Source organism: Janthinobacterium sp. GW823-FHT03B06 (assembly GCF_058796955.1).
On record NZ_JBXAJE010000002.1, the window covers coordinates 1,011,958 to 1,037,021 of the forward strand.

19 protein-coding genes and 1 tRNA gene are annotated in these 25,064 nt (G+C 63.4%); 6 read left to right on the forward strand and 14 right to left on the reverse strand.

Annotated features, from left to right (window positions below; genetic code table 11):
* Positions 1–32: 32 nt before the first annotated feature.
* Both AC1RBA_RS10590 and AC1RBA_RS10595 read left to right on the forward strand, forming a co-directional pair.
* Positions 33–108: transfer RNA gene (locus AC1RBA_RS10590), tRNA-Lys, on the forward strand.
* A 103-nt stretch (positions 109–211) separates the two neighbouring features.
* Positions 212–610: a hypothetical protein gene (locus tag AC1RBA_RS10595; protein WP_492418028.1), complete on the forward strand. Its 399-nt coding sequence runs from the start codon at positions 212–214 to the stop codon at positions 608–610.
* Between the two features lie 14 nt (positions 611–624).
* Here the strand turns inward: AC1RBA_RS10595 and AC1RBA_RS10600 are convergent, their stop codons facing one another.
* Both AC1RBA_RS10600 and AC1RBA_RS10605 read right to left on the reverse strand, forming a co-directional pair.
* Entirely contained in the window at positions 625–1,128 is a 504-nt protein-coding gene (locus AC1RBA_RS10600; protein WP_492418030.1) for a hypothetical protein, read from the reverse strand.
* Positions 1,129–1,131: 3 nt separating this feature from the next.
* On the reverse strand, positions 1,132–2,178 hold the full coding sequence (locus AC1RBA_RS10605) for a lysozyme inhibitor LprI family protein (protein ID WP_492418031.1): 1,047 nt from the start codon (positions 2,176–2,178) through the stop codon (positions 1,132–1,134).
* 174 nt (positions 2,179–2,352) lie between these two features.
* Between AC1RBA_RS10605 and AC1RBA_RS10610 the strand changes: the two genes are divergently transcribed.
* Positions 2,353–4,512 (forward strand): prolyl oligopeptidase family serine peptidase, encoded by a 2,160-nt coding sequence (locus AC1RBA_RS10610; RefSeq protein ID WP_492418033.1) that lies wholly within the window; start codon positions 2,353–2,355, stop codon positions 4,510–4,512.
* 58 nt (positions 4,513–4,570) lie between these two features.
* On the opposite strand, the gene AC1RBA_RS10615 is transcribed toward AC1RBA_RS10610, so the two are convergent.
* From AC1RBA_RS10615 to AC1RBA_RS10635, 5 genes are all read right to left on the reverse strand, one after another.
* Positions 4,571–5,863 (reverse strand): MFS transporter, encoded by a 1,293-nt coding sequence (locus tag AC1RBA_RS10615; RefSeq protein ID WP_492418035.1) that lies wholly within the window; start codon positions 5,861–5,863, stop codon positions 4,571–4,573.
* A gap of 154 nt (positions 5,864–6,017) precedes the next feature.
* Positions 6,018–6,749, reverse strand: a complete 732-nt coding sequence (locus AC1RBA_RS10620; RefSeq protein WP_492418037.1) for a BON domain-containing protein — start codon at positions 6,747–6,749, stop codon at positions 6,018–6,020.
* A gap of 104 nt (positions 6,750–6,853) precedes the next feature.
* Positions 6,854–7,558 (reverse strand): hypothetical protein, encoded by a 705-nt coding sequence (locus AC1RBA_RS10625; protein ID WP_492418039.1) that lies wholly within the window; start codon positions 7,556–7,558, stop codon positions 6,854–6,856.
* 151 nt (positions 7,559–7,709) lie between these two features.
* Positions 7,710–9,443 carry a dipeptidyl-peptidase 3 family protein gene (locus tag AC1RBA_RS10630; RefSeq protein WP_492418041.1) on the reverse strand — a complete coding sequence of 578 codons (1,734 nt, stop codon included), beginning with the start codon at positions 9,441–9,443 and terminating at the stop codon, positions 7,710–7,712.
* Between the two features lie 129 nt (positions 9,444–9,572).
* Entirely contained in the window at positions 9,573–10,172 is a 600-nt protein-coding gene (locus AC1RBA_RS10635) for a short chain dehydrogenase (protein ID WP_492401886.1), read from the reverse strand.
* 112 nt (positions 10,173–10,284) lie between these two features.
* On the opposite strand from AC1RBA_RS10635, the gene AC1RBA_RS10640 reads away from it, so the two are divergent.
* The gene (locus tag AC1RBA_RS10640) at positions 10,285–11,202 is read left to right on the forward strand and encodes a LysR family transcriptional regulator (RefSeq protein WP_077408024.1); all 918 of its coding nucleotides are present in this window, start codon (positions 10,285–10,287) and stop codon (positions 11,200–11,202) included.
* A 9-nt stretch (positions 11,203–11,211) separates the two neighbouring features.
* On the opposite strand, the gene AC1RBA_RS10645 is transcribed toward AC1RBA_RS10640, so the two are convergent.
* The 3 genes from AC1RBA_RS10645 to AC1RBA_RS10655 all read right to left on the reverse strand — a co-directional run bounded on the left by AC1RBA_RS10645 (position 11,212) and on the right by AC1RBA_RS10655 (position 15,551).
* Positions 11,212–12,684 carry an efflux transporter outer membrane subunit gene (locus AC1RBA_RS10645; protein ID WP_492418043.1) on the reverse strand — a complete coding sequence of 491 codons (1,473 nt, stop codon included), beginning with the start codon at positions 12,682–12,684 and terminating at the stop codon, positions 11,212–11,214.
* 62 nt (positions 12,685–12,746) lie between these two features.
* The gene (locus AC1RBA_RS10650) at positions 12,747–14,345 is read right to left on the reverse strand and encodes a DHA2 family efflux MFS transporter permease subunit (protein ID WP_070312823.1); all 1,599 of its coding nucleotides are present in this window, start codon (positions 14,343–14,345) and stop codon (positions 12,747–12,749) included.
* Positions 14,346–14,351: 6 nt separating this feature from the next.
* Entirely contained in the window at positions 14,352–15,551 is a 1,200-nt protein-coding gene (locus AC1RBA_RS10655; RefSeq protein ID WP_070223739.1) for an HlyD family secretion protein, read from the reverse strand.
* 144 nt (positions 15,552–15,695) lie between these two features.
* On the opposite strand from AC1RBA_RS10655, the gene AC1RBA_RS10660 reads away from it, so the two are divergent.
* Positions 15,696–16,415 (forward strand): TetR/AcrR family transcriptional regulator, encoded by a 720-nt coding sequence (locus tag AC1RBA_RS10660; protein ID WP_070312825.1) that lies wholly within the window; start codon positions 15,696–15,698, stop codon positions 16,413–16,415.
* A gap of 23 nt (positions 16,416–16,438) precedes the next feature.
* Here AC1RBA_RS10660 and AC1RBA_RS10665 read toward each other — a convergent pair whose 3' ends face one another.
* The 4 genes from AC1RBA_RS10665 to aceE form a co-directional block, all read right to left on the reverse strand.
* Positions 16,439–17,608, reverse strand: coding sequence for a hypothetical protein (locus AC1RBA_RS10665; RefSeq protein WP_492418045.1), 1,170 nt, complete (start codon positions 17,606–17,608; stop codon positions 16,439–16,441).
* A gap of 691 nt (positions 17,609–18,299) precedes the next feature.
* Positions 18,300–20,078, reverse strand: coding sequence for a dihydrolipoyl dehydrogenase (gene lpdA / locus AC1RBA_RS10670; RefSeq protein ID WP_492418047.1), 1,779 nt, complete (start codon positions 20,076–20,078; stop codon positions 18,300–18,302).
* A gap of 10 nt (positions 20,079–20,088) precedes the next feature.
* Positions 20,089–21,756: a dihydrolipoyllysine-residue acetyltransferase gene (gene aceF / locus AC1RBA_RS10675; protein ID WP_492418049.1), complete on the reverse strand. Its 1,668-nt coding sequence runs from the start codon at positions 21,754–21,756 to the stop codon at positions 20,089–20,091.
* A gap of 94 nt (positions 21,757–21,850) precedes the next feature.
* On the reverse strand, positions 21,851–24,547 hold the full coding sequence (gene aceE / locus AC1RBA_RS10680) for a pyruvate dehydrogenase (acetyl-transferring), homodimeric type (RefSeq protein WP_492418051.1): 2,697 nt from the start codon (positions 24,545–24,547) through the stop codon (positions 21,851–21,853).
* A gap of 164 nt (positions 24,548–24,711) precedes the next feature.
* Between aceE and AC1RBA_RS10685 the strand changes: the two genes are divergently transcribed.
* On the forward strand, positions 24,712–25,064 hold a 353-nt coding region (locus AC1RBA_RS10685), incomplete at its 3' end, for a hypothetical protein (protein ID WP_492418053.1).

Here is a 25,064-nt window from a genome sequence, read left to right on the forward strand (position 1 = left end):
TTTTTCAACTGATATATAATGCGGCCTCTTTCGGGTCGTTAGCTCAGCTGGTAGAGCAGCGGACTTTTAATCCGTTGGTCGCAGGTTCGAATCCCGCACGGCCTACCACGAATGCGCAGTACTGAAAAGCCTATCCTCACGGATGGGCTTTTTTCGTTTCCGGCCCGGCGGTTATACTGGCGCTTCGTCTCGCCAGCCCTGAAAGAACCGCATGAAACTTGCCGCCGCCCTCCTCCTGGCCACCGCCTGCCTGTCCGCCCAGGCACAGCCGCCCATCGTGCTCGACGGCCAGTACAGCGCGCGTACGGACGAGATGAGCCTGGAAATCATCGGCAACCGCGTCTGCTTCGCGCCCGACAAGGCGCAATGGGGGCGCTTGCCCCGCCCTGCCGCCACGCACGATGCGTGGTTTTGTTTCAGCAACGACGCCCAGGCGCGCCGCCTGCTGCGCGTGCCCGCGCGCCAGGCCGACAATTGCGGCTGGCAAGCGCGTGCGCGCATCGTCATCGATACCTATCAACCGTACGTCGAGCAAGGCGACGGCAACGACATGGCGCGCCTGGCGTCCGTGGTCAAAGTGGCGCAGCCGAACGCCATCGCCTGCGAGTAATCAGTTCAGTTCGATCAGTCCAGTTCATACTCCTGCAGATAACGGGCGAACAAGTCCCCATCGGCCAGCGGACACGCAAACCCCGCGCCCCAATCGGCCAGCAGCAACTGCTCTTTCAAGGGCAGCAGCAACAGTTGCGGCATGCCATCGCTGCACCACAGGTTGCACACGATACCTTGCTCGTCCAGGCCCGCAAACAGGGTTTCCGTCTTGTCGCCGCCAAAGGCCAGCACGTTCTTGCATTCCACGCGGTAACTGCTGTAGCCCGTGTAGACGGCGTCATACGGCGGCAAGGCATGGTCCAGCGCCAGGCGCAGCTGCTCGGCCGTCAGGCCCAGCGCGCGCAGTGGCGACGGTGGCGCCTTGATCACGTACATGTCCGTCCAGCCGGCGCCGCTGCGGTGCGCATCGGCGAACGCCTGCTGCTCGCCCATCTGCGTCAAGCAGTGCTGCAAATTATCCAGCGGCAGCAGTTCGATCATGCAATAGTCATCTTCGTGGTAGTACGCTTCGCGCATGCCTCAATTCTCCAGCAAGTCTTGCAATTGCGCATTGCGCCGCGACGTCAGCCGGACGGCCCAGGTCTCGCTGGTGACGGATGGATAGCGCACGGCGCCAAAATTCATCCAGGCATCGCGGTACGCCAGCCACAGGCGCTGGGTGGCGCGGATGCCGTCCTTGTCCACGGCGCCCGCATAGGTGGACGCGGGCTTTTTCATCAGCTTGCCGTAGATGGCGTTGAGCTCCTTGTCGAGTGCCGCCGCCTGCTCCTTCGTCATGCTGGCCGGCAACTTGCCCCCTTCGTACTCACGCAAGTCCTGCGCCAGCAAGTCGAGCTCGGCCGTGCGGGCCGCGATGCTCTGGGCGGCGCGCGCCGTGCCGCTCAAGTCCGTTTCATTGGCCGCGCGCGCGTCGGCAAACTTGCTTGCTGCCGCCTGCAGCTTTTGCAGCGACGCTTGCGCCACGGCAGGCATGCTTGCGCTGACCTTGCCTGTCGCCTGCGCGCGCACTCTTTGTTTCTGGCGCGCATCGATGGCGCTGCACACGCCCATCATGTAGCCGCTGGTGATGTCGTCGCACAAGTCGATCATGCCGCGCCCGCTGGCATTGATCTTCTGCAAGTGTTCGATGCGGCCCTGCATCTCGGCCGGCGCCGCATCGATGCTGCACGCATACTTGAGCGCCAGCAGCGGGTCTTTCTGCACGCCCTGTCCATTCTGGTACAGCATCATCAACACGGCGCTGTTCTGCGTTGCCATCGCGCAATGACGCGCGGGACGCCAGTCGGCCGGCTTGGGCGAGGACATACTCTTGGTATCGTAATACAGGTCTGTTGCCTGGCATTGCTGCAGGGACGCCACGGCGGACGGCGCCGGCAGGTCGGCCGGTGGCGGCGCCGCATCCTTGACCTTCAGGCAGCCCGCATACCAGGCCGTGCTTTCCGCCTGGCCCACGCCCATGGCGCTGGTGTTCGGGTAGGGTGCAGACGCAGCAGCAAAAACCGGGGCCGCCAGCAGGCAGCTCGCACCCAGCAAGGCCGTTTTCAATAAGGGTAGACAAATTTTCATGTTCTATCAGCGCCAGCGTGAGTAAAGCGGCAAGTTTAACTGATCGGATACGCGCTGCCCGCCCGATACGCGCCCCTCCCGCCTGGTAAGTAACGGTTCATGGCCTTGGCAGTGGCCGAATCGATGGGCAATAATGTTGCCCGCTGTACTTTTTTCACTACCCGGACCACGCCCATGACCTCACCCCGTCTTCGCCGTTCCCTCGGCTCCCTGCTGATCGCAGCGGCCTGCACCTCGCTGGCCCACGCCGCCGATACCAAGGCCACCACCGCAGTTGCCGCCACGCAAACGCAAGCCAGACACGCCATCACGCATGAAGACGTGTGGCTGATGAAACGGGTGGGCGCGCCCGTCGCCAGCCCCGACGGACGCTGGGCCGTGTTTTCCGTGGTCGACAGCGCCTACGATAGCAAGGACCAATGGTCGGACCTGTGGATCAAGTCCCTTAGCGACGATACTCCCGCGCGCCGCCTGACGTATTCCAAGGGCGGCGAAAGCGCCGTGGCCTGGTCGCCGGACAGCCGCCAGCTGGTGTTTGTCGCCAAGCGCGACGGCGATGAGGCGGGCCAGATTTACCGCCTCGACGTGGCCAACGGCGGCGAAGCGCAGCGCCTGACCTCGCTCACCCTGGGCGCGCGCATGCCGAAATGGAGCCCGGACGGCAAGCAATTGCTGTTCATCAGCGACATCTATCCAGGCAACAAGACGGAGGCCGACGTCAAGCAAAGCGCGAAAGAGCGCAAGGACCGCAAAGTCAGTGCCCGTTCGTATGAAACGACGGCACCGCGCTATTTCGACAAATGGCTGACGGACAAGCAGGTACGCCTGTTCATCGTCGATGCGCAACCTGAGTCGAAAGGTGAAAACACGCCGCGCGACATCCTGTCGGGCACGCAACTGGTGGCGCTGCCCGGCTTTGGCGGCGGCCAGGGCGACGAGGGACAATCCTTGGATGCCGTCTGGACGCCGGACGGCAAGGCCGTCGTCTTCAACGCAGCCACCAACCGCGACGCGGCCCAGCGCGAAGCCGTCTATTCGCAGCTGTACTTGCTGCCCGTGGCCGGCGGCGAAGCGCAACGTTTGACGCAGGACAAGCACAGCTACGGTTCCCTGAAATTCGCGGCCGACGGCAAGACCCTGTTCGCCTTGAGCGACGCGCAAACGCCCGGTAAAGTGTATGACGTGAAACGCCTGGCCAGCTTCGCCTGGCCGATGAGCAATCCTGCGCCAACCATCCTGACAGCCAAGCTGGACCGCTCGATTTCGCGCTACGTGCTGCCCGAAGGCGGCAAGCGCGTCATTTTCAGCTATGAACATGCGGGCCTGGAAAAGCTGTACTCGATCGATGTCAAAGGCGGCGACGTGCGCGAAGAGCCATCCTTGCCGACGGGCACCATCAACTCGCTGAGCAGCGGCGGCAAGGCCCTCGTCGGCGTGTGGGAGTCGTCGATCAATCCGCCGGAAATCTATGCCTTCAACGGCAAGCAGCCGAAACGGCTGACGGCCTTCAACACGGAGAAAGCGAGCAAGATCGACTGGCAGGCGCCCGAGCACTTCTGGTTCACCACGGCCGACGGCCGCCGGATCCACAATATGCTCGTCAAGCCCGCGAATTTCGACCCGAACAAGAAATATCCGCTGTTTACCGTCATCCACGGCGGCGCGGCCAGCATGTGGCGCGACCAGTTCGTGCTGCGCTGGAACTATCACTTGCTGGCCAAGCCAGGTTATGTCGTGCTGCTGACCGACTACAAGGGTTCCACCGGCTATGGCGAGGAATTCTCGCGCTCGATCCAGTTCGACCCATTGAAAGGTCCGGGCGATGAAGTCAACCAGGGCGTCGATGAAGCCATCAAGAAATACCCGTTCATCGACAGCACGAAACTGGCCGCCGGCGGCGCCAGCTATGGCGGCCACCTGGCCAACTGGCTGCAGGCAACCACCACGCGCTACAAGGCCATCGTCTCGCACGCGGGCGAAATGGATTTGATCATGCAGTGGGGCACCAGCGATGGCGGTTTCGGCCGTGAAACGAATGCAGGCGGCCCCGTCTGGTCGAACCTGCCCGTGTGGCGCGACCAAAGCCCGGTCATGCAAGCGGGCAACCACGAAAAAGGCACGGGCTTTACCACCCCCATCCTGATCACCGTGGGCGAGCTCGACTACCGCGTGCCGGCCAACAATGCCCTGATGAACTTTGCAGTACAACAGCGCCTGAACGTGCCGGCGAAATTGCTGGTGTTCCCGGATGAAAACCACTGGATTTTAAAAGGCGAGAACAGCCGTTTCTTCTACAGCGAAGTCGAGGGCTGGCTCGCCAAATACCTCAAGTAAATCCTGAAACGTTCTTGAAATGAAAAGCCAGGCTCCGCACATGCGGGCCTGGCTTTTTTCATGCGGGCTGGACGGCGGCCACGGCCGCCTTCTGCCGCTGGATCGCCAGCACCAGCAGCGCGGCCAGCAGGCAGGCGGCGCTGGCCGCGAACAGGGCCGGATTGTAGGTCAGCATCAGGGTGCGGATGCGGCCCGCGCCGTACGCGGCCACGGCGGCGCCCAGCTGGTGGCCCGCGAAGATCCAGCCGAACACCATGCCCGCCCGCTCCCGGCCAAACGTGGCGCCCACCAGTTTCACGGTCGGCGGCACAGTGGCGATCCAGTCCAGGCCGTAAAATATGGCAAACAGGGACAGGCCGTACAGGGTGAATTCCGAATACGGCAGCCAGAACAGGGACAGCCCCCGCAAGCCGTAGTACCAGAACAGCAGTTTGCGGTTGTCATAGCGGTCCGACAGCCAGCCGGACAAGATCGTGCCGAACAGGTCGAACGCCCCCATCATCGCCAGCACGGAGGCGGCCGGCACGGCGGACAGGCCCGAGTCGCCGCACAGGGAAATGAAGTGCGTCTGGATCAGGCCGTTGGTGCTGAGGCCGCAGATGAAGAAGGTGCCGAACAGTATCCAGAAGGTGCGGTTCGCCGCCACGCTGCGCAGAATCACGAACGGCGTGGCAAACGTCATTTTTGCGGCCACTGGCGCCGTCAGCGGCGTGGCCGGATCGGCGCCGTAGGGCCGCAAGGCCACGTCCTGCGGCCGGTTGCGCATGCACAGGAAGGCCAGCACGGCAACGATGGCGCAGCTGGCAAACACGGGCATGACGGCCGTGCGCCAGCCGAAGTGCTCGATCAGCCAGGCACCCACGGGCAGGAACAGCAGCTGACCCGTGGCCGAGCTGGCCGTCAGCACGCCCACCACCAGACCCCGGTGCGTCTCGAACCAGCGGTTCGCCATCACGGCGCTCAAGACCAGCGCCGTCATGCCCGAGCCCAGCCCCAGCAGGATGCCCCACAGGGCCACCAGGTGCCAGAACTGCGTCATGCGCGTGGCCAGCAGCATGCCGGCAGCGATCAGGCCCAGGGCCACGCAGATGACATTGCGCAAGCCGAAGCGTTCCATCAGGATGGCGGCAAACGGCCCCATCAAGCCAAACAGCACGAAACGCACGGCCAGGGCCGAGGAAATCTGCTCGGCATCCCAGCCGAACTCGCGGCTCAGCGGCTGCATCAGCGCGCCTGGCAAGCCGAGCGCGGCAGACGATGTCAGGGCCGTGAGGAAGGTGATGGCGACGATGACCCAGGCGAAATGGATGCCGCGCCGCTCCAGCCATTGCGAAAAGGGAAGAGAAAGCATGCTGTCCTCATGAGAAAAAATGGATGCCGGTCACTACCAGCCGGTGGGATTTTTCTCATGTTATATTATGATCGTAATTTATACAATCAAAAAACTGGAGCGACACTGCTGCGTGCCGCTCCAGTCCTGGCTTTAACGCTGCGCAGAATGGGGCTTACTTGACCTTCAAGCCATTCTTCACATCCGTCACGCCTTCCACGCTGCGGGCCAGGTCGGCGGCTTTTTTCACTTGCGCCTGGGAAGGCACGAAGCCGCTGAGCATGACAACGCCATTCACCGTTTCCACGTGCACGTCGAGCGCCTTCAAGTCGTTGTCCTTGACGAGGTCAGCCTTGATCTTGGTGGTGATGACGGAGTCGGCCACGGCCGTCTTGGTGCTGCCGGCCGCATTGCGCGTCACGCAGGCGGCCTTGGCCGTCGCATCCATGGCGTCGCAATTCTCCTTCGTCGTGGCGGGCGGATTCTGCGCCACGTTGGTGCCGGCCTTGGCGCCCGTATTGGCGTCGGCCAGCGCGGCCGTCTTCGCCGCCTTGGCATCGTTCATGCATGTGGTTTTATCTGCGCCCGTGCGGTCGCCGCACTTGGCCTTGGCCAGGTCATACTCGGCATTGGCGACATCCTTGCGGGCCTTGGTCAGCTCGCGCGGCGTGTTGCGGTATTGGGCCACGGCATCCGATTCGGCCTTGGCGCGCGCCACCCTGGCTTCTTCCACGCAGACTTTTTTCGCGTTGCCGCTGTGGCTGCCGCAGGCGGCCTTGGCCTGCTTGTAGTCACTTGACGCCTTGTCCGTCAAACTCTTGTACGAGGCATCCTGCGCATACGCGGGCGCGGCGGCAAGCAGGGCGCTGGCACTGGCGGCCAGCATGAGTGCGATCATTTTGTTCATGATGGTTCCTCTCTGGTTAGTTGATGCCCAGATTAGACCCCTGCCGCGCGCAAAGCTCCGTGCGACAGCACACGCTGACAGTCCATTCGCCTAAAAATCACCGTTTATTTGTCGCCGCTCAAACCCATCTGCCACAATACTTGCGCCTGTTCAAATGGTGAAACGGCCCCATCAAATGCGCCTGCGCCATCGGCCAGCGCCAGCCAGCCTTGCGTGGCGTGGGAACTGCCTACACCGCCGCCCGCAGCCTCGCCTGCCGCGCGCACACCGCGCATCCAGGCCAGCACATCCTGATACTGGCCGGGGTGGCGTCCATGCATCCAGGCCAGGGCCACCAGGTCCGCATACCCCTCTTCGCGGCGCGTCTCGCTCAGCTCCTGCGCCAGCGCAGTCAACTTGCCGCGCTGCCTGCTGCGCGGCTCGACAAAGCCGCGCGGCAAGGCGTGCCAGTCGCCCTGCGCATAGCGCCGGCAATGGCCGATCTCATGCGCCGTCATCGCTTCCATCATCAGGCCCTGGCGCGCGGGCGGCACGCCCTGCAAGACACTGTCCGCCTGCGCATTGCCGCGCAAGGACAGCACCAGCTTGCAGCGCCCCCCTTCGTAGCCCAGCGCCAGCGGCACGGCACCGGGCGCATCCTGCGGCTGCACGATGATATCGATGGGCAAACCTTGCGCACGCGCAAACGCGATGACGGGCTGGCCCGCCTGCAGCCAGCGGGTTTCCAAATCGCTCAGCTGGGCGGCAGCCACGGCAGGCAAAGGAGAGAAAGCGATGAGCAAGCTCATCAACAAGAGCGGATTCAGCATGGGATCGGTGCGGAGAAGAGAGGATTTACCACTGCAGAGTAAGCGGTGAATACATTTCCACAAGGAAAAACTGGCAACTTTTCACAAATAAAGACGAAAAAAAACCGGCGCAGCAGCGCCGGCTGTTCACTCTGCCAATACGGCATCGGGTTTATTTCTTCGCCGCCTTGTCCAGCGCGCGGGCCGTGACGAATTCCGGACGGATATCGTTGGGCACGGCCTTCATCTTGTCGAGCGCCACCTGCACCTCAGGGCGGATGACCACGTATTTCGTCATCATCGCTTGCGCGCGCGCATAGTCGCCCGTCGCCTCGATGGTCAGGAATTCACGGTCCAGGTCGATCACGGCCTGCTTGATCTTGCCGAAATCGACGCCGAACCTGCCATCGCCCAGCGAGACAAAACCGCCCTTGTCGAGGATGTAATTCATCTGGATGGCCATGCCGCGCGCGTGCGAATCCGTCAGGCCGAAATGCAGGGTGCGGAAACCGGAGGCGAGGAAGGTGTTGTACAGCTTGCGCTCGGCCGCCTCGCCCTGGCCCAGGGTGTCGTTCAGCTGGCCCTTGTCCATCATGTAGCGCAGCGCGAACAGGCCCGTGATGTCGGCCTTGGCTTCCTCGATGGTGGAATACGCTTCCTTCAGGTCCTGACGCGGCGTCGATGGCTTGCCGTCGACCACGGTGGCGTGCGGGCCCAGGCCGTGCATGATTTCATGCGCGAGGATGTGCGTGAAGAAGGAATTGAAATCGACGTCCTGCTGCGCTTCCGGGGTGAGCACCAACTTGGAGATAGGCGTCAGGGTGGCCTTGAACTTGGCCTCCTGCACGTTCTTCAGCATCACGCGCTTGGAGCCGCGCGCACTGATGATGCGCTCGTCATTGGGCAAGTTGTAGGCGGCCGTCTGCACGGCCATGTTGCCGTCGCCGGCGCCATACACCTGGTTGACCACCACCATCGGCGCCAGCGCGCCCACTTTCGGGTTGCGGTACCGGGCGTCGAGCGGCAGGTTGTCTTCCAGCTCCTGCATGTGCTTGGCGAAGAAATTGAGCTTTTGCGTCTCGGCCTGGTCGCGGATGTTCACGTAGGCCTCGAACGCGGCCTTGTAGCCGAACAGTTCATCGTTGTACGTTTCATACGGGCCGATGGTGATGTCGACGGGCGAATCGAGGTCCATCCAGGCGAAGTCGGACGGCAGATAATCGTTGTCGAGGAAAGCCTTGGCGCGCAGGGTGAGGAATTTCTTCAGCGATGCGTTGTCCGTGGCGGCCGCCGCTTCGTCGAGCAATTTGGCCAGCTGTTTCAGCTCCACCTTGTATTCGTCCGAATACTTGACGGTCTGGTACTTGCCGTCCTTGCCCGCGCGGATGGTGGTAAAAAACCATTGCGCCTGCTGCTTGTCGTCCGCCGGCAAGCCGTTCATCCATGTTTCCAGGCTGGCCTTGGTGGCGCCCTGCGGATAGAAGTTGCCCGCTTCCGGCTTGTGCGCGGGAATGGCGATGCCCGCATAGCTGGCCGGCATGAACGAGGCGTGCGCGTCGAGCACCGACCATGGCCCCTTGTTGATCCAGAAATAATTCAGGCGGGCCTGACCCAGGGCCGACTTGTCCTTCTTCAGGGCCGCCCACAGCGCTTCGTTGCCGGACCAGCGCTGGCGCAGCTGCAGCACGTCGACCAGCTTGGCCGCTTCGACCAGCTTGGCGATGGCCTGGCGGTCGCCCGCGGACAGGTGGGTGACGTCGGCCGTCAGCGCGACGGGTGCGTAGCGGGCGCTCATGGCCGTCAGTTGTTGCGCGGTGGCCGGGGTGGCTGGCGCGGCCGCTGGCGTTGCGGCGCAGGCGCTGCCGACGGCGACAGCCATCAGCAGGGGAATCAGGAGTTTTTTCATGGGGCCTCGGTTAAATGTGGGGTCAGACCCGGCGGGGGAAAGTGCCGCAATGTGGCACTTTCCGATCGACAGGACTGACCCAAGTGAGGCAAATTGTAATCCACCAATGCCCCCGCCTGCAGCGCTGGCTTACCAGACCTTGTACACCTGCCCCGTCTGCGCCCCTTCCACGCTGCGGCTGTAGGCCAGGGCCACGCGGCTGGCGGCGGCCGGCTCGAAGCCGTAGAAGAAGGGGCCGTACGATTCCAGCGACTCGGCCAGCACCGTCGGGCTGACGACATTGATGCGCACGCCGCGCGCCAATTCGATGGCGGCGCCCCTGACAAAACCTTCCACGGCCGCGTTGGTCATGCTGGCGGCCGTGCCGAAGCGGATCGGCTGCTCGGCCACGATGCCGCTGGTCAAGGTAATCGAACCGCCGTCGTTCAGGTATTCCTGCGCCACCAGCGCCACGTTGACCTGGCCCATCAGCTTGCTGTCCAGGCCCAGGCGGAATTGCTCGGGCGTAAATTCGCTCAGCGGGCCGAAATGCAGCTTGCCGGCCGTGACGACGACGGCGTCGACCTTGCCGATGCGCTTGAACAGGGCGCGCACTTGCGCGATGTCGCCCATGTCGGCCTGGTGCGTGCCGCTGCGGCTGCCCACTTCGATGATTTCATGGCGTTGCGCCAGTTGGGCGGCGACGGCCGTGCCGATGGTGCCGCTGGCGCCGATGATGACGATTTTCATGCTGCTTCCTTGTGTGGGTTGAACGATGGAGCCAGTATGCGCCGCTTACAAAAAGGAATAAATACGCTAGAATTTACAAGATTACTAATCTGTAGTTTGCAATCGGGATGTCATGGATAAATTGCGCAGCATGGAGATTTTTGTCGCCGTCGTCGATGCGGGCAGTTTCACGGCCGCCGCCGAGGCATTCCAGATTTCGCCCGTGATGGTGGGCAAGCACATCAAATACCTGGAAGAGCGGCTGGGTGCGCGGCTGCTGGCGCGCACCACGCGGCGGCAAAGCCTGACGGAAATCGGCCAGCAGTATGCGGAACAGTGCCGCCAGATCCTGGCCAGCATCCATGCGGCCGAACGGGGCGCGGAAGCCATGCGCGCGGCGCCGCGCGGCAAGCTGAAGATCACGGCGCCCGTGTCCTTCGGCAGCGAGTGCATCGCGCCGCTGATGGCCGACTACCTCGATGCGTATCCGGAAGTGAGCCTGGAACTGAACCTGAACGACAGGACGGTGGACCTGGTGGAAGAAGGGTTCGATGCGGCCATCCGCATCGGCAAGCTGGAAGATTCCGCCATGGTGGCGCGCGTGCTGCGGCCGTATGCGATGGTGATCTGCGCCGCGCCCGCCTATCTGGCCAGGCACGGCACGCCGCGCACGCCGGCCGACCTGGCGCGCCACGAATGCCTGGACTTCATGCAATGGACGCGCCATGTGCGCTGGCGCCTGGCCAGGAGCGGCGACGACGATGGCAGCCCCGTGCGCGAGAGCCGCTTCCGCTCGAACAATGGTCAGGCGCTGCGCGTGGCGGCCCTGCACGGCTTCGGCATCGTCATGCAGGCGGAGATCCTGATGGCCGGCGATATTGCCGCCGGCAGGCTGGTGCCGCTGCTGGCCGGCTACGTGCCGGCGCCACGCCCCATGCACCTCGTGTATGCGCGCGACCGCCAGCCCACGCCGAAGCTGACGACCTTCATCGATTTTCTGCTGGAACGCTACGGGCCGGCGGCGACACCGCCACCGGCCACGCTCACGTAACCGTCGTACTTAGTTGGCCTTCGCGGCGGGCGCGGACGCCAGCCTGGCCAGCTCGCCGTCCGGCTGCCAGCCGGCACCCAGCGAGCGGGCCACGGCGACCGTCGCCAGCAGGCGCTGAGTCTTGATCTGCGCGGCGGCGCGGTCCGCTGCCAGCGAACTGCGCTGCGCATCGGTGACGTCCAGGTAGGTCGAGATGCCGCGCTCGTAGCGCGTGCGCGCCACCAGGTAGGCGCGCGCCGCCGCTGCCTGCGACAGGGCCTGGGCGTCGCCCTGCAACTGGCGCTGTTCCACGTCGGACAAGGCGTCTTCCACTTCGCGCAAGGCCGTCAGCAGCTTCGTTTCATGGTTCGCCACGGCTTCCGCATAGCGCGCCTTGGACAGGTCCAGATTGGCCTGGTTGCGGCCGCCGTCGAAGATCGGCAGGGACAGGGCCAGCGGGCCAAAGCTGAACTGGCGCGAACCGCCCTGCGCCAGGTCGCGCAGTTTTTCCGAGGCGTAGCCGAAATTGCCCGTCAATTGCAGCGACGGGTAAAACGCGCCTTCTGCCACGCCCACTTGCGCGTTCGCCGCGCGCAGGCCCGCCACGCTGGACACGAGGTCCGGACGGTGCGCCAGCAGGCTGGCGGGCAAGCCGACAGGGATGGCGGGCGGCAGCGGCAAGCTGGAAGGCTCGGCGGCCACCGGCAATTGCAGCGCCGACGGCGGCTTGCCCGTCAGGGCGGCCAGGCTGTTTTCCAGCTGGTTGCGCTGGCGTTTGACTTCATGCAGGTCGGCCTGCGCGTTCGACAGTTCGACTTTCGCGCGCGCCAGGTCCAGCTCATTCGTCAGCCCTGCATTGAAGCGCGCCTCGACCAGCTGCGCCGACTCGCGCCGCGTGTCCAGGGCGCCATTCAGGATGGCCATTTCCGCGTCCAGCCCGCGCAGCTGCCAGTAATTGCTGGCCACTTGCGACGACAGCATCAGCAGCACGCCGTCGCGGTCGGCCTGCGCCGCCAGCGCCTGCGAATCGGCCGCTTCGACCATGCGTTTCACGCGGCCCAGCAAATCGACTTCATACGACAGCGAGCCGCCCACGGAGAAGTTATTGCCGCTGATGGAGCGGTTGCCCAGCGCCAGGCCCTGCGAGGTGTTGGCCGAGGTGCGCGAGTTCGAGATGCCCGTGCTGACGTTCACGCTCGGCCCCTGGTTGGCGCGCGCCGTGCCGCTTTGCGCCAGCGCCTGCAGCAGGCGCTCGCCCGCCGCTTTTACGCTGGGATTGTCCTGCAGCGCGCTCTGTTCCAGGCGGTTCAGGGTGGCGTCGCCGTAGATGCTCCACCACTCTTTGGGCAGCTGCGCGGCATCCGCGGCGGCCGCACCATGGCGGAAGGTGTCGGCGCCGGCCACATTCGCCGGTGCAGTGAAATCCTGGCCCACGGTGCCGCAGGCGGACAGCGCCACGGCAAGGGAAGCGGCCAGCGCTATTTTCGTCATTACTGTTTGCATGATGGTTTGCATGATGATTACCTTCTTGTTCTTGAGGTGCTGCACGTGCGCGCTGTGCGCGGTCAATGACCACCGCCACCGCCACCGGGAGCTTTGAGTTTGTCGGCCAGCCACAGGGGCACAATGCAGGCCAGCAGGATGGCGCCGATCAGGAAGAAGCCATCGTTGTAAGCCATCACATACGCTTCGCGGCGCACGATGCCGTCGATCGCCTGCAAGGCCTGGTTGCCGGCCGTGACGGCGTCATAGCCCTTGGCCATGAACGACGACGTCAACTGGTCGATGCGCAGCTGCGTGGCGCTGGAATACGCATTGATCGCTTCGCCCAGGCGCTGCGAGTGGAAGTGTTCGCGGGTGCTCAGGGCCGTGGCCAGCAGGGCAATGCCGATCGAGCCGCCCAGGTTGCGCGTCATGTTGAACAGGCTCGATGCGGACGGCATGTCCTTCGGCGCGATGCCCTTCATGGCGAAGTTCGACAGGGTCAGCATGACGAAGGGCTGGCCCAGCGCGCGCACGACCTGCGACCACAGCAGCTGGTCGTAGCCGGTGGACGCATCCATGTAGGCATTCATCATGCATGAGCCGCCGAACAGCAAGAGACCGAACGAGCACAGGATGCGGTTGTCCACCACGGACGAGAGTTTGGCCACAAACGGCATGATGAACAGCTGCGGCAAGCCCACCCACATGATGACTTCACCGATCTGCATCGGCGAATAGCCGGCGATCTGGCCCAGGAACAGGGGCAGCAAAAAGGCCGAGCCGTACAGGCCCATGCCCGTCACGGCCGACAGCACGGTGGCGACCAAAAAGTTACGCTGGCCGTACAGGCCCAGGTTGACGAACGGTTCGGCGCGCGTGGCGCTGGTGACGACCCAGCCCAGGATGCCCACCAGGGCCAGCGCGGCGAAGGTGATGATGAAACCCGAGTCGAACCAGTCCTTCGAATTGCCTTCTTCCAGGAAGATCGTCAGGCAGCCCAGGCCCAGGGCCATGAAGAAGATGCCCAGCCAGTCGGCCTTCCAGAACATCTCGAGCTTCATCGGCTCCTTGTCCAGGCCATAGATCATGCCGGCGATCAGCAGCACGCCCGGCACCCAGTTGATGTAAAAGATCGAAGGCCAGCCATACAGCTCGGAGAGGTAGCCGCCCAGGGTCGGGCCCATGGCCGGCGCCAGGGTGGCCGTCAGGCCGAAGATGGCCATGCCGACGGCGCGCTTCGACGGCGGCAGCTTGAGCATCACCAGGGTGAACGCCATCGGTATCAGGGCGCCGCCCGTGAACCCCTGCAGCATGCGGAAGACGATCATGCTTTCCAGGTTCCAGGCCGTGCCGCACAGGGTGGAGAACAGCAGGAAGAAAGCGGTGGTGCCGATCATGTAGGTACGCAGTCCGAACACGCGCGCCAGCAGCGCGGTGAGGGGAATGACGATAATTTCCGCCACCAGGTAGGCCGTGGAAATCCACGACCCCTCTTCCTGGGTGGCCGACAGCGAGCCAAGGATATCCTTGAGCGAGGAGTTGGTGATCTGGATGTCGAGCACCGCCATGAAGGCGCCCAGCATGCCGGCGGCGACCGCCAGCCAGGTGCGCCCGGAAACTTTCTCGTCAATCACGGGAAACGCTGGCGGCTTCGCCAGCGTGGTGGAGGAGCTGCTCATGGAAGCTTAGCGGGCGGTGGTCTGTGCGGCAGGAGCGGCGGCGTGGCGCGGGGCCTCGGCCTTGTCCGACGCAGGCTGGTTCACTTCCACTTCGGCAATCACCGACATGCCCGGCACCAGGCGGCCATTCATGGCCTTGATGTCTTCCGGCTGGAAGACGATTTTCACGGGCACGCGCTGGACGATCTTGGTGAAGTTGCCGGTGGCGTTATCGGCCGGCAGCAGGGCGAATTGCGCGCCCGAGGCAGGGGCGAAGCTGTCCACGGTGCCCACCAGTTTCTTGCCCGGCATGGCGTCGATGGTCACGTGCACGCTCTGGCCGCGGTGCAGGTCGGCCAGCTGGGTTTCCTTGAAGTTGGCGGTGACCCAGACGTTGTCCTGCACGATGGCCGTCAACTGCTGGCCAGGCTGCACGCGCATGCCCGTTTCCACGTTGCGCTTGCCGATGCGGCCGGCGACGGGCGCCAGGATGCGGTTGTATTGCAGCTGCTGTTCCGCGTCCTTCAATTGCACGCGCAGCACGGCCACTTGCGCCTTGGCCACGTCGCGCGCGGCTTGCGCCGCGCCGATCTGCGACTTGGCGGCCGAAGCGCTGTCGCGGCGGGCGGCCAGGTCGGCCACGGCACTCGAGCGGGCCGCGTTGGCCGCGTCGAGTTCCGCCTTCGAGACGGCTTTCATCTGGCTCGTGTACAGCTGGCCATAACGGTCCGCATCCTGTTTCGCGCGCAGCAATTGCGCATCGGCTTGCGCCACTTGCGCCTGGGCGGCACTCGCTTGCGCCTGCACCTGGGCGATCTGCGCGTCCGCTTGCAGCACTTGCTGCTCGGCGCTGGCGATCTGCGCGGCGATCTGCTCGGTTTTTACGCGCTGGTCGAAGGGATCGAGTTCGGCGATCACGTCGCCCTCTTTCACGATTTGATTGTCGTCGATGAAGACCTTGGTAACGACGCCGGAAATGCGCGCCGAGACGGGATGCACATGGCCGGCCACATAGGCGTTTTCCGTTTCCACGAAATAGTGGCTGCGGTACCACATGCGCGCGCCGGCGCCCAGCGCGACGAGGACGATCAGGCCGGCGATGATTTTCACACGGTTATTCGGTGGTGCGGAGCTGGCGGAAGCGGCGGGCGTGGAAGGTGCGGCGGGGGCCGCGGGTGGGACGGCGCTCAGCACCTTGTGCTCTGCTTGGCCTGGCTGGTTGGACATACTCGCTCCGAAAATGAAATGATATAGGTTCATTATTGGGCAAAGAAAAGGCAAAGTCAAGAAATGAAACGATTGCATTTCATTTTAATTTGCACTACAGTGTGAGCCATCACTTACCTTCCACCTTATAAAGAGACCCAGACCATGTCCGATCCCGGCCTCAGCGATACTTTGCCCACCGATACAGAATCCGACGCCGCCGCCCAGGAGCTTTCCTGCTGCGGCAAGCCAGCCGGCCGCCCGCGCGCGGCCGACATGGAAGCGCGCATGGAAAACCTGCTGCACACGGCCGGCTGCCTGTTTCTGGAAAAAGGGTATGGGAAGGTCAGCCTGGAAATGATCGCCCGCGAAGCCCATGTGGCCGTGCGCACGATTTATGTGAAATTTGGCGGCAAGTCGGGCTTGTTCAATGCCGTGGTGGAATTGCGCCGCGCCGCCTACTTCTCGACCATGCCGGCGCTGGAAACGGATATGCGGCCCCTGCCCGCCATTTTGAGCGAGTTCGGCCTGCTGTTCGTGCAACTGGTCACCATGCCGGCGGCGATCCGCCTCAATCGCATGGTGGTGGCCGAAGCGGCCACGCACCCGGAACTGGCGGAAACGTTTTACAAGGTGGGACCGGGACAGACGCGCGAGATGCTGACCAAGTTTTTCAGCCGCCCCGACATCGCGCCCCTGTTTCGCGCGGAGCTGACGCCATCCATGCTGGCGCTGCACCTGCTCAATTGCCTGCTGGGCGACCAGATGTCGCGCCTGCTGTTTCCGCCACAGGCGCAGCCGGATGTCGCACAGCTGCGCACCAAGGTTGCACTCAGCCTGGACCTGTTCCTGCGCGGCACCCTGCGCCAGCCGCTGGCGGACTGACGCGGCACGACTGGCCCCGGAAGTCAGCCAGGGCGGCTGCAGTCTTCCGGCAGCGCCGCTTCGACCTGTTCATCGTTCAAGCCCAGCGCACGCAGGAAAGGCTGGGCCGCCGACGCGCCATCAACGCTGAGTGAAGACTCACTTCCATCGTAGCGGTCCGGGCCGTAGCGCATCAGGTCGAACGAGGTTTCAAAGCGTTGCGCCAGGAAATACGTGCGGAAGTAATCGAAGGAAAACGCCACCTGGCCATCGGCACACAGCAGCAAGCCATGCGCATACAGCGGCGCCAGCCAGTCCCCGGCCGCCATGCTCCAGCCCTTCACGCCGCAATAGTCGCTGACAAAACGCTCGAGCTCCACCTCGCTGAGGAACACGCTCTTGGCTTCGAACATCACGAACGCCAGCTCGATGAGGAATTCGCGCGCATCGGCAGCGACGCCGGCGTCCTCGCGCCGTTGCGCGCCCGCCTTGCCCAGCAAGCCATCGAGATAGGCGCGATCGCCTGCCAGCTGCGGCAGCAAGGTGGCAAACACATACTCGGCATCCACCTGCCCCGTTTCCTGGCCGTTCGGCGTGTACAGCACCGACAGGGCGAAGTTCTTGCTCACGTCATCGAACTCGCGCAGCGACACCGTCCACTGCGCGCCTGGCCCGCCGCCATCCGCTTCGCCCGTGGCGAACTCGAGCACGGAAAATGCCGCCATCTGGCCATTCGCACCGTACAGGCTGCCTGGATTGCTCTTGAACAGGATGCCCAGCGACTTCATCAGCGAGCTGGCATCGCCCGTATGCTGGTGGCCATGGAACACGGCGTGGATATTCTTGTAGTGCGCGCGCTGCTCGGCACTGGCGTGCTCGTCGGCAGAGAAAAAGCTGAAGCCGGCATTGCCCAGCGCCGCCGCGGCGACACCCTGCGCGCGGCTGCCCGGCACCAGGTAGAAACGCGCGCCGGGCAAGCTGGCCGCCTGCAGCAAGGGGCGCAGGAAGTATTCGTAGACGTACACGGGCGTCGTGCCGGCACAGGCGTCCAGCGCCACCAGCTGGCCCGTGAAGAAAATCGCATCGATCCTCTTGCCCGCCGCCAGGATAGCGGCCACATCCTGGTACAAGGCATGCAGCATCACGGCTTGCTCTTGCTCATCAGCCCGGCGCAAACGGACATCGGCGATATGAAGGGCGGTAAATTTTCTCATCGTTGCAAAACTTTCTTAGAGCCTATCCCAATAAGGAGCGTCTTCTGCTGGCAGTTCATCAGGAGCGCTGACAAGGCGTGAGGAAGATGCGTAGCGAGCCACGCGACGACTCCCCGCTTCCGAGGGGCGCCAGCAAGGGATGTATTCATCTGCTGGGACAGGCTCCTGGTACAGCGGAACTTGACCGATTCCCATGCTGGCAACATTGCTGGAAAAATCGCACGCGTTCATAGAAGCAAAACATGGTTACAGACCGTCATTCTGCCATTTTTTCCATACGGCAATACTCACCAATTTTCACATGGTGCCGCCGCGCCACGTTTTACCCTGCTGAAGGTCAAGGGAAATAAAAAAAGTCGGGAACACGTCCCGGTTTTTTGTACTGAAAGTTAATTTTTTATCAGCGCTTGCGCGGCGGCGGCAAGTCCGTGCACACGCATTCGTACACTTCGGTGCGCTTTTGCCAACCTGCCGATCGACTCGCCCGGGGTCGGGTGCGGGTGGATGGTCTTGCCGATGTCGGTGCCGTCGCAACCCATTTCGATGGCCCGCGCGATTTCGCCGCTTCATTTTTCACCTGTCGCCCGCATGCTTGCCGACGATGGTGCCAACGGTGAAGTATTAATCGTATCTGGACAATAAAAAACCCCGCAATCGCTTGCGGGGTTTTGAGTGTCACAGCGCTACAACATCAACGCTTGCGCGGCGGCGGCAAGTCCGTACATACGCCTTCGTACACTTCGGCTGCCATACCAATCGATTCGCCCAGGGTCGGGTGCGGGTGGATGGTCTTGCCGATGTCGGTGCCGTCGCAACCCATTTCGATGGCCAGCGCGATTTCGCCGATCATGTCGCCCGCATGCGTGCCGACGATGGTGCCGCCGATGATGCGGTGCGTTTCCGCGTCGAACAGCAGCTTGGTGAAGCCTTCGGCGCGGCCGTTGGCCACGGCGCGGCCGGAAGCGGCCCATGGGAAGTGGCCTTTCTCGACCTTGATGCCCTTGGCTTTCGCTTCGTCTTCCGTGATGCCGGCCCATGCCACTTCCGGATCCGTGTAGGCGACCGACGGGATCACCTTGACGTCGAAGTGCGACTTCTGGCCGGCGGCAGCTTCCGCTGCCACGTGGGCTTCATGCACGGCCTTGTGCGCCAGCATCGGCTGGCCGACCAGGTCGCCGATGGCGAAGATGTTCGGCACGTTGGTGCGCATCTGGCTGTCGACTTCGATGAAGCCGCGGTCGGTGACGTTCACGCCGGCCTTGTCGGCAGCGATCTTCTTGCCGTTCGGGCTGCGGCCCACGGCGACGAGCACCAGGTCGTAGACTTGCGGTGCCGGTGCCGTGGCACCCGCTTCGGCCGCTTCGAACGTGACCTTGATGCCTTCCGGCAACGCCTCAACGGCGACCGTCTTGGTCTTGGTCATGATGTTGTCGAAGCGCTTCTCGTTGAACTTCTGCCACACCTTGACGGCGTCGCGGTCCGCGCCCTGCATCAGGCCATCCATCATTTCGACCACGTCGATGCGCGCGCCGAAGGTCGAGTAGACAGTCGCCATTTCCAGGCCGATGATGCCGCCGCCGATGACCAGCATGCGTTTCGGGATCTGACGCAATTCCAGCGCGCCCGTCGAATCGACGATGCGCGGGTCTTCCGGCACGAACGGCAGCTTCACCACGGACGAACCGGCGGCGATGATGGCCTGCTTGAACTGCACGACTTTTTTAGAACCGTCGCCTGCCGTCACTTCGATGTGGTTCGCGGAGAGGAACTGGCCCACGCCGGTGACGACCTGCGTCTTGCGCGCCTTGGCCATGCCGGCCAGACCGCCCGTCATGTTCGAGATCACGCCTTCCTTGTACTTGCGTACCTGGGCGATGTCGATCGTCGGCTTGGCGAACGTCACGCCCGTGTTGGACATGTGCGCCGTTTCGTCGATGACGGATGCGACGTGCAGCAGCGCCTTCGACGGGATGCAGCCCACGTTCAGACACACGCCGCCCAGGGTGGCGTAGCGCTCGACGATGACCGTCGACATGCCCAGGTCGGCCGCGCGGAACGCCGCCGAATAGCCGCCAGGACCGCCGCCCAATACCATCATGTCGACGTCGATGTCGACCTGGCCGCTGTAATTGCCGGCCGGGATGGCGGCAACTGCCGCAGGTGCAGGTGCGGCTGCCGGAGCGGCTGCCGCCGGTGCAGGAGCGGCAGCTGGCGCGGCAGCGGCCGCGCCTTCAGCCGCTTCCACCACCAGCAGCGCGCTGCCTTCGGCGATCTTGTCGCCGACCTTGACCTTGACTTCCTTGACGACGCCCGCGTGGGTCGACGGAATCTCCATGCTGGCCTTGTCCGATTCGACCGTGATCAGGGACTGGTCCACCTTGATGGTGTCGCCCACCTTGACCATCAGTTCGATGACTTCGACTTCCTTGAAGTCGCCGATATTCGGTACTTTTACCTCTACTGTGCTCATCAATCGCTCCTTACAGCAGAATTTTGCGCATGTCGGCCAGGACTTCGCCGAGGTACACGGAGAATCGCGCGCCCATCGCACCATCGACCACGCGGTGGTCGTAGGACAGCGAGGTGCCCATCATCAGGCGTGGCTGGAAGGCCTTGCCATCCCATACCGGCTTGATCGAGGCTTTCGACAGGCCCAGAATCGCCACTTCCGGCGCATTGACGATAGGCGTGAAGTGCGTGCCGCCGATGCCGCCCAGGGACGAAATCGTGAAGCTGGCGCCCTGCATGTCGGCCGGTTTCAGCTTGCCTTCGCGCGCCTGCAGCGACAGTTCCGTCATTTCGCGGGCGATCTGCGAGACCGACTTCTGGTCCGCGCCCTTGATCACAGGTACCACCAGGCCATTCGGCGTGTCGGCCGCGAAGCCGATGTTGTAGTACTGCTTGAGGATCAGGTTCTCGCCCTTGGCGTCGAGCGAGGCGTTAAACGCGGGGAATTTCTTCAGCGCGGCGACGGACGCCTTGATGACGAATGCCAGCATGGTCAGCTTGGCCGCATCCTTGTTCTTCGCATTGGCCGCGTTGGTGTCGACGCGGAACGCTTCCAGATCCGTCACGTCCGCTTCGTCGAACTGCGTGACGTGCGGGATCATGACCCAGTTGCGGTGCAGGTTCGGACCCGAGATTTTCTTGATGCGCGACAGCGGCAGCAATTCGGTCGTGCCGAACTTGCTGAAATCCAGCGACGGCCATGGCAGCAGATCCAGGCCCACGCCGGAACCGCCTTTGGCAGCGGCTGGAGCATTTGGTGCGGCAACGGCGCCCGACATCACGCCCTTGACGAAGTTCTGCACGTCTTCCTGGGTGATGCGGCCCTTCGGACCGGAACCGCCGACCAGCGCCAGTTCCACGCCCAGTTCGCGCGCGAACTTGCGGATCGATGGCGACGCGTGCGCCAGCTTGCCGTTCACGGCAGGCGCGGCGGCAGTTGCCGGGGCAGCAGCGGCGACCGGCGCCGAAGCGACGGCGGCGGCTGGTGCGGCGGCAGCTTGCGCGGCCGGCGCAGGCGCGGCGGCAGGAGCAGCGGCCGGGGCGGCAGCGCCACCCGTCGTTTCCACGACCAGCACCAAGCTACCCTTGGCGACCTTGTCGCCGACCTTGACCTTCAATTCCTTGACGACACCGGCGTGGCTCGATGGGATTTCCATGCTGGCCTTGTCCGATTCGACCGTCAGCAGCGACTGGTCGACCTTGATCGTGTCGCCGACCTTGACCATCAGTTCGATGACTTCGACTTCCTTGAAGTCGCCGATATCGGGCACGGTCACGTCGACCAGGGCCGGCGCGCCGGCAGGGGCGGCAGGGGCCGGCGCGGCCGCAGGAGCGGCGGCGGGGGCGGCTTCAGCGGCAGGTGCCGGGGCAGCGGCGGCTGGCGCCGGCGCCGAGGCGTCGTCCGCCACTTCCAGCAGCAGGACCAGCGAACCTTCGGCGATCTTGTCGCCCACGTTGACTTTCAATTCCTTGACGACACCGGCGTGGCTCGATGGAATTTCCATGCTGGCCTTGTCCGATTCGACGGTGATGAGGGACTGGTCGATCTTGACCGTGTCGCCTGGCTTGACCATCAGTTCAATGATCTCGACTTCCTTGAAATCGCCGATATCCGGGACTTTGACTTCCACAATGCTCATAGCTTGCTCCGTTATTTTATTTGTCAGATGGACCCGCACACACGCCAGGGCGGCACCTTCGCACCGCCCTGGCATCATCGGGTCCGCACAACGATTACTGGGTCACCGGATTCGGTTTGTTCGCGTCGATGCCGTACTTGGCGATCGCCTGCTCCACCACCGACACGTCGATCTTGCCTTCGTCAGCCAGCGATTTGAGCGCGGCCACGGTGACATAATAACGGTTCACTTCGAAGAACTCGCGCAGCTTGGCGCGGCTGTCCGAGCGGCCAAAGCCATCGGTACCGAGCACTTTGTAGGTGCGGCCCTTCGGCATGAAGGCGCGGATCTGTTCTGCAAATGCGCGCATGTAGTCGGTCGTGGCGACGATAGGGCCATCCGTGTCCTGCATCAGCGACGTCACGTATGGCACGCGCTGCTGTTTCGACGGGTTGACCATGTTCCAGCGTTCGGCATCCTGGCCATCGCGGGCCACCAGGGTCAGCGACGGCGCCGACCATACGTCCGCGGCCACGCCCCAGTCGTTTTCCAGCAATTCGGCGGCGAAGATCGATTCGCGCAGGATGGTGCCGCAACCGATCAGCTGTACGCGCAGCTTGGCGTCAGCCTTGCCTTCCTGCAGCTTGTACATGCCTTTCAGGATGCCTTCTTCCTGGCCCGGCTTGATGCCTGGCTGGGCGTAGTTCTCGTTCATGATCGTGATGTAGTAGAACACATCTTCCTGGTTGGCGATCATGCGGCGCAGGCCATCCTGGATGATGACGGCGACTTCATGGCTGAAGGTCGGGTCGTACGGCATGCAGGTCGGGATGGTCGCGGCGAAGATATGGCTGTGGCCATCTTCGTGCTGCAAACCTTCGCCGTTCAGCGTCGTGCGGCCAGCCGTGCCGCCCATCAGGAAGCCGCGGGCGCGCATGTCGGCCGAAGCCCATACCTGGTCGCCGATGCGCTGGAAGCCGAACATCGAGTAGAAGGTGTAGAACGGGATCATGATGCGGTCGTTGGTCGAATACGACGTCGCCGCGGCGATCCACGAGCTCATGCCGCCCGCTTCGTTGATGCCTTCCTGCAGGATCTGGCCGGCCTTGTCTTCGCGGTAGTACATGACCTGGTCCTTGTCGACCGGCTCGTACAACTGGCCTTTCGGATTGTAGATGCCGATCTGGCGGAACAGGCCTTCCATGCCGAAGGTACGCGATTCATCGACCAGGATAGGCACGACGCGCTGGCCCAGATTCGGGTCTTTCAGCAGGGTCGAAATGACGCGCACGAACGCTTGCGTGGTCGAGATTTCGCGGCCTTCCGGCGTCGCTTCCAGCACGTTCTTGAACGCGTCCAGGCCAGGCACGGGCAGGGTTTCTTCCGCTTTCTGGCGGCGCTGCGGCAGGTAGCCGCCCAGGGCCTTGCGGCGCTCGTGCAGGTAGACCATTTCCGGCGCGTCGTCGGCCGGCTTGAAGAACGGGATGTCGGCCAGCTTGTCGTCCGGGATAGGCAGCGAGAAGCGGTCGCGCATTTCGCGGATGGCTTCGTCGTCCAGTTTTTTCGTCTGGTGCGCCGTGTTGCGCGCTTCGCCCGACTTGCCCATGCCGTAGCCCTTGATGGTCTTCACCAGCAGGACGGTAGGCTGGCCCTTGTGTTCCTGGGCGATCTTGAAGGCCGCGTAGATCTTGTGCGGATCGTGGCCGCCACGGGTCAGGCGCCAGATGTCGTCGTCCGTCATGTTGGCAACCATTTCCAGCAGCTTCGGATGCTTGCCGAAGAAGTGCTTGCGCACGTAGGCGCCGTCTTTCGCCTTGTAGTTCTGGTATTCGCCGTCGACGGTTTCCATCATCACGCGCTGCAGGATGCCTTCTTTATCTTGCGCCAGCAGGGCGTCCCAGCCCGGGCCCCAGATGACCTTGACGACGTTCCAGCCCGCGCCACGGAATTCGCCTTCCAGTTCCTGGATGATCTTGGTGTTGCCGCGTACCGGACCGTCCAGGCGCTGCAGGTTGCAGTTGACCACGATGACCAGGTTGTCGAGCATGTCGCGTGCGGCCAGGCCGATCGCGCCCAGCGATTCCGGCTCGTCCATCTCGCCATCGCCGCAGAAGGCCCAGATCTTGCGGTTGTCGGTCTTGGCGATGCCGCGTGCGTGCAGGTATTTCAGGAAGCGCGCCTGGTAGATCGCCATGTGCGGACCCAGGCCCATCGACACGGTCGGGAACTGCCAGAAGTCAGGCATCAGCTTCGGATGCGGGTACGAGGACAGGCCCTTGCCCTCGACTTCCTTGCGGAAGTTCAGCATTTGCTCTTCCGTCAAGCGGCCTTCGAGGAAGGCGCGCGCGTAGACGCCGGGCGAGGAGTGGCCCTGGATGTACAGCAGGTCGCCGCCGTGGTCGGCCGTCGGCGCGTGCCAGAAGTGGTTGAAACCGATGCCCAGCATGTTCGCCAGCGACGCGAACGAGGACAAGTGGCCGCCCAGGTCGCCGTCGGCGCGGTTGGCCTTGACCACCATGGCCATGGCGTTCCAGCGCATCCACGAGCGCAGGCGCTCTTCGTATTCCAGGTTGCCGGGGCAGTGTGCTTCTTGTTTGGTGGGGATGGTATTGACGTAGGCGGTGGTGCTGGAGAACGGGATCTGGGCGCCGCGGCGGCGGGCCAGGTCAACCATGCGCTCCATCAGGTAATGCGCGCGTTCCGGACCTTCATTTTCCAGCACGGCTTCGAGCGCGTCCAGCCACTCCTTGGTTTCCTGCATATCCGGGTCGGTGCCGATCTGTGTCGTTACCTGGTTCAGTTGAGCTGACATCTGTTGAGTCTCCTTTGTGAACGCCCCACCCCGATTTTCCGGATCGCTGTCGGACGGTATTTCGCTGATTATTTACTATTAAGTCGGTTTAGTGTGGGGATTCTAACAGCGTATTTAGTATTTTTCAAATTACGATATAGCATTTCATATCATGAAATCACCCTATGAAATTTATGCTGCACTGCCGCAAATTCTGTCCGGAAATTAGGGTGAGCAGAGTGGCAAAAGGAATGAGCACCCCAGTCGTCCGCACAGACTCCCCCGGGCCAAGCGGGCCTGAAAAATGTCGAGGGCAAGGCGCGGCGACGCAGACAGTACGCCAGTACGGCAAGGAGCTGCAACGCCGCCATCGGCATTTTCTCAGGCTCGCGTCTCCGGCCCGCTTTTATGCCGGGCCAAGCGGGCCTGAAAAACGTCGAGGGCAAGGCGCAGCGACACAGACAGTACGCCAGTACGGCAAGGAGCTGCAACGCCGCCATCGGCATTTTCTCAGGCTCGCGTCTCCGGCCCGCTTGTA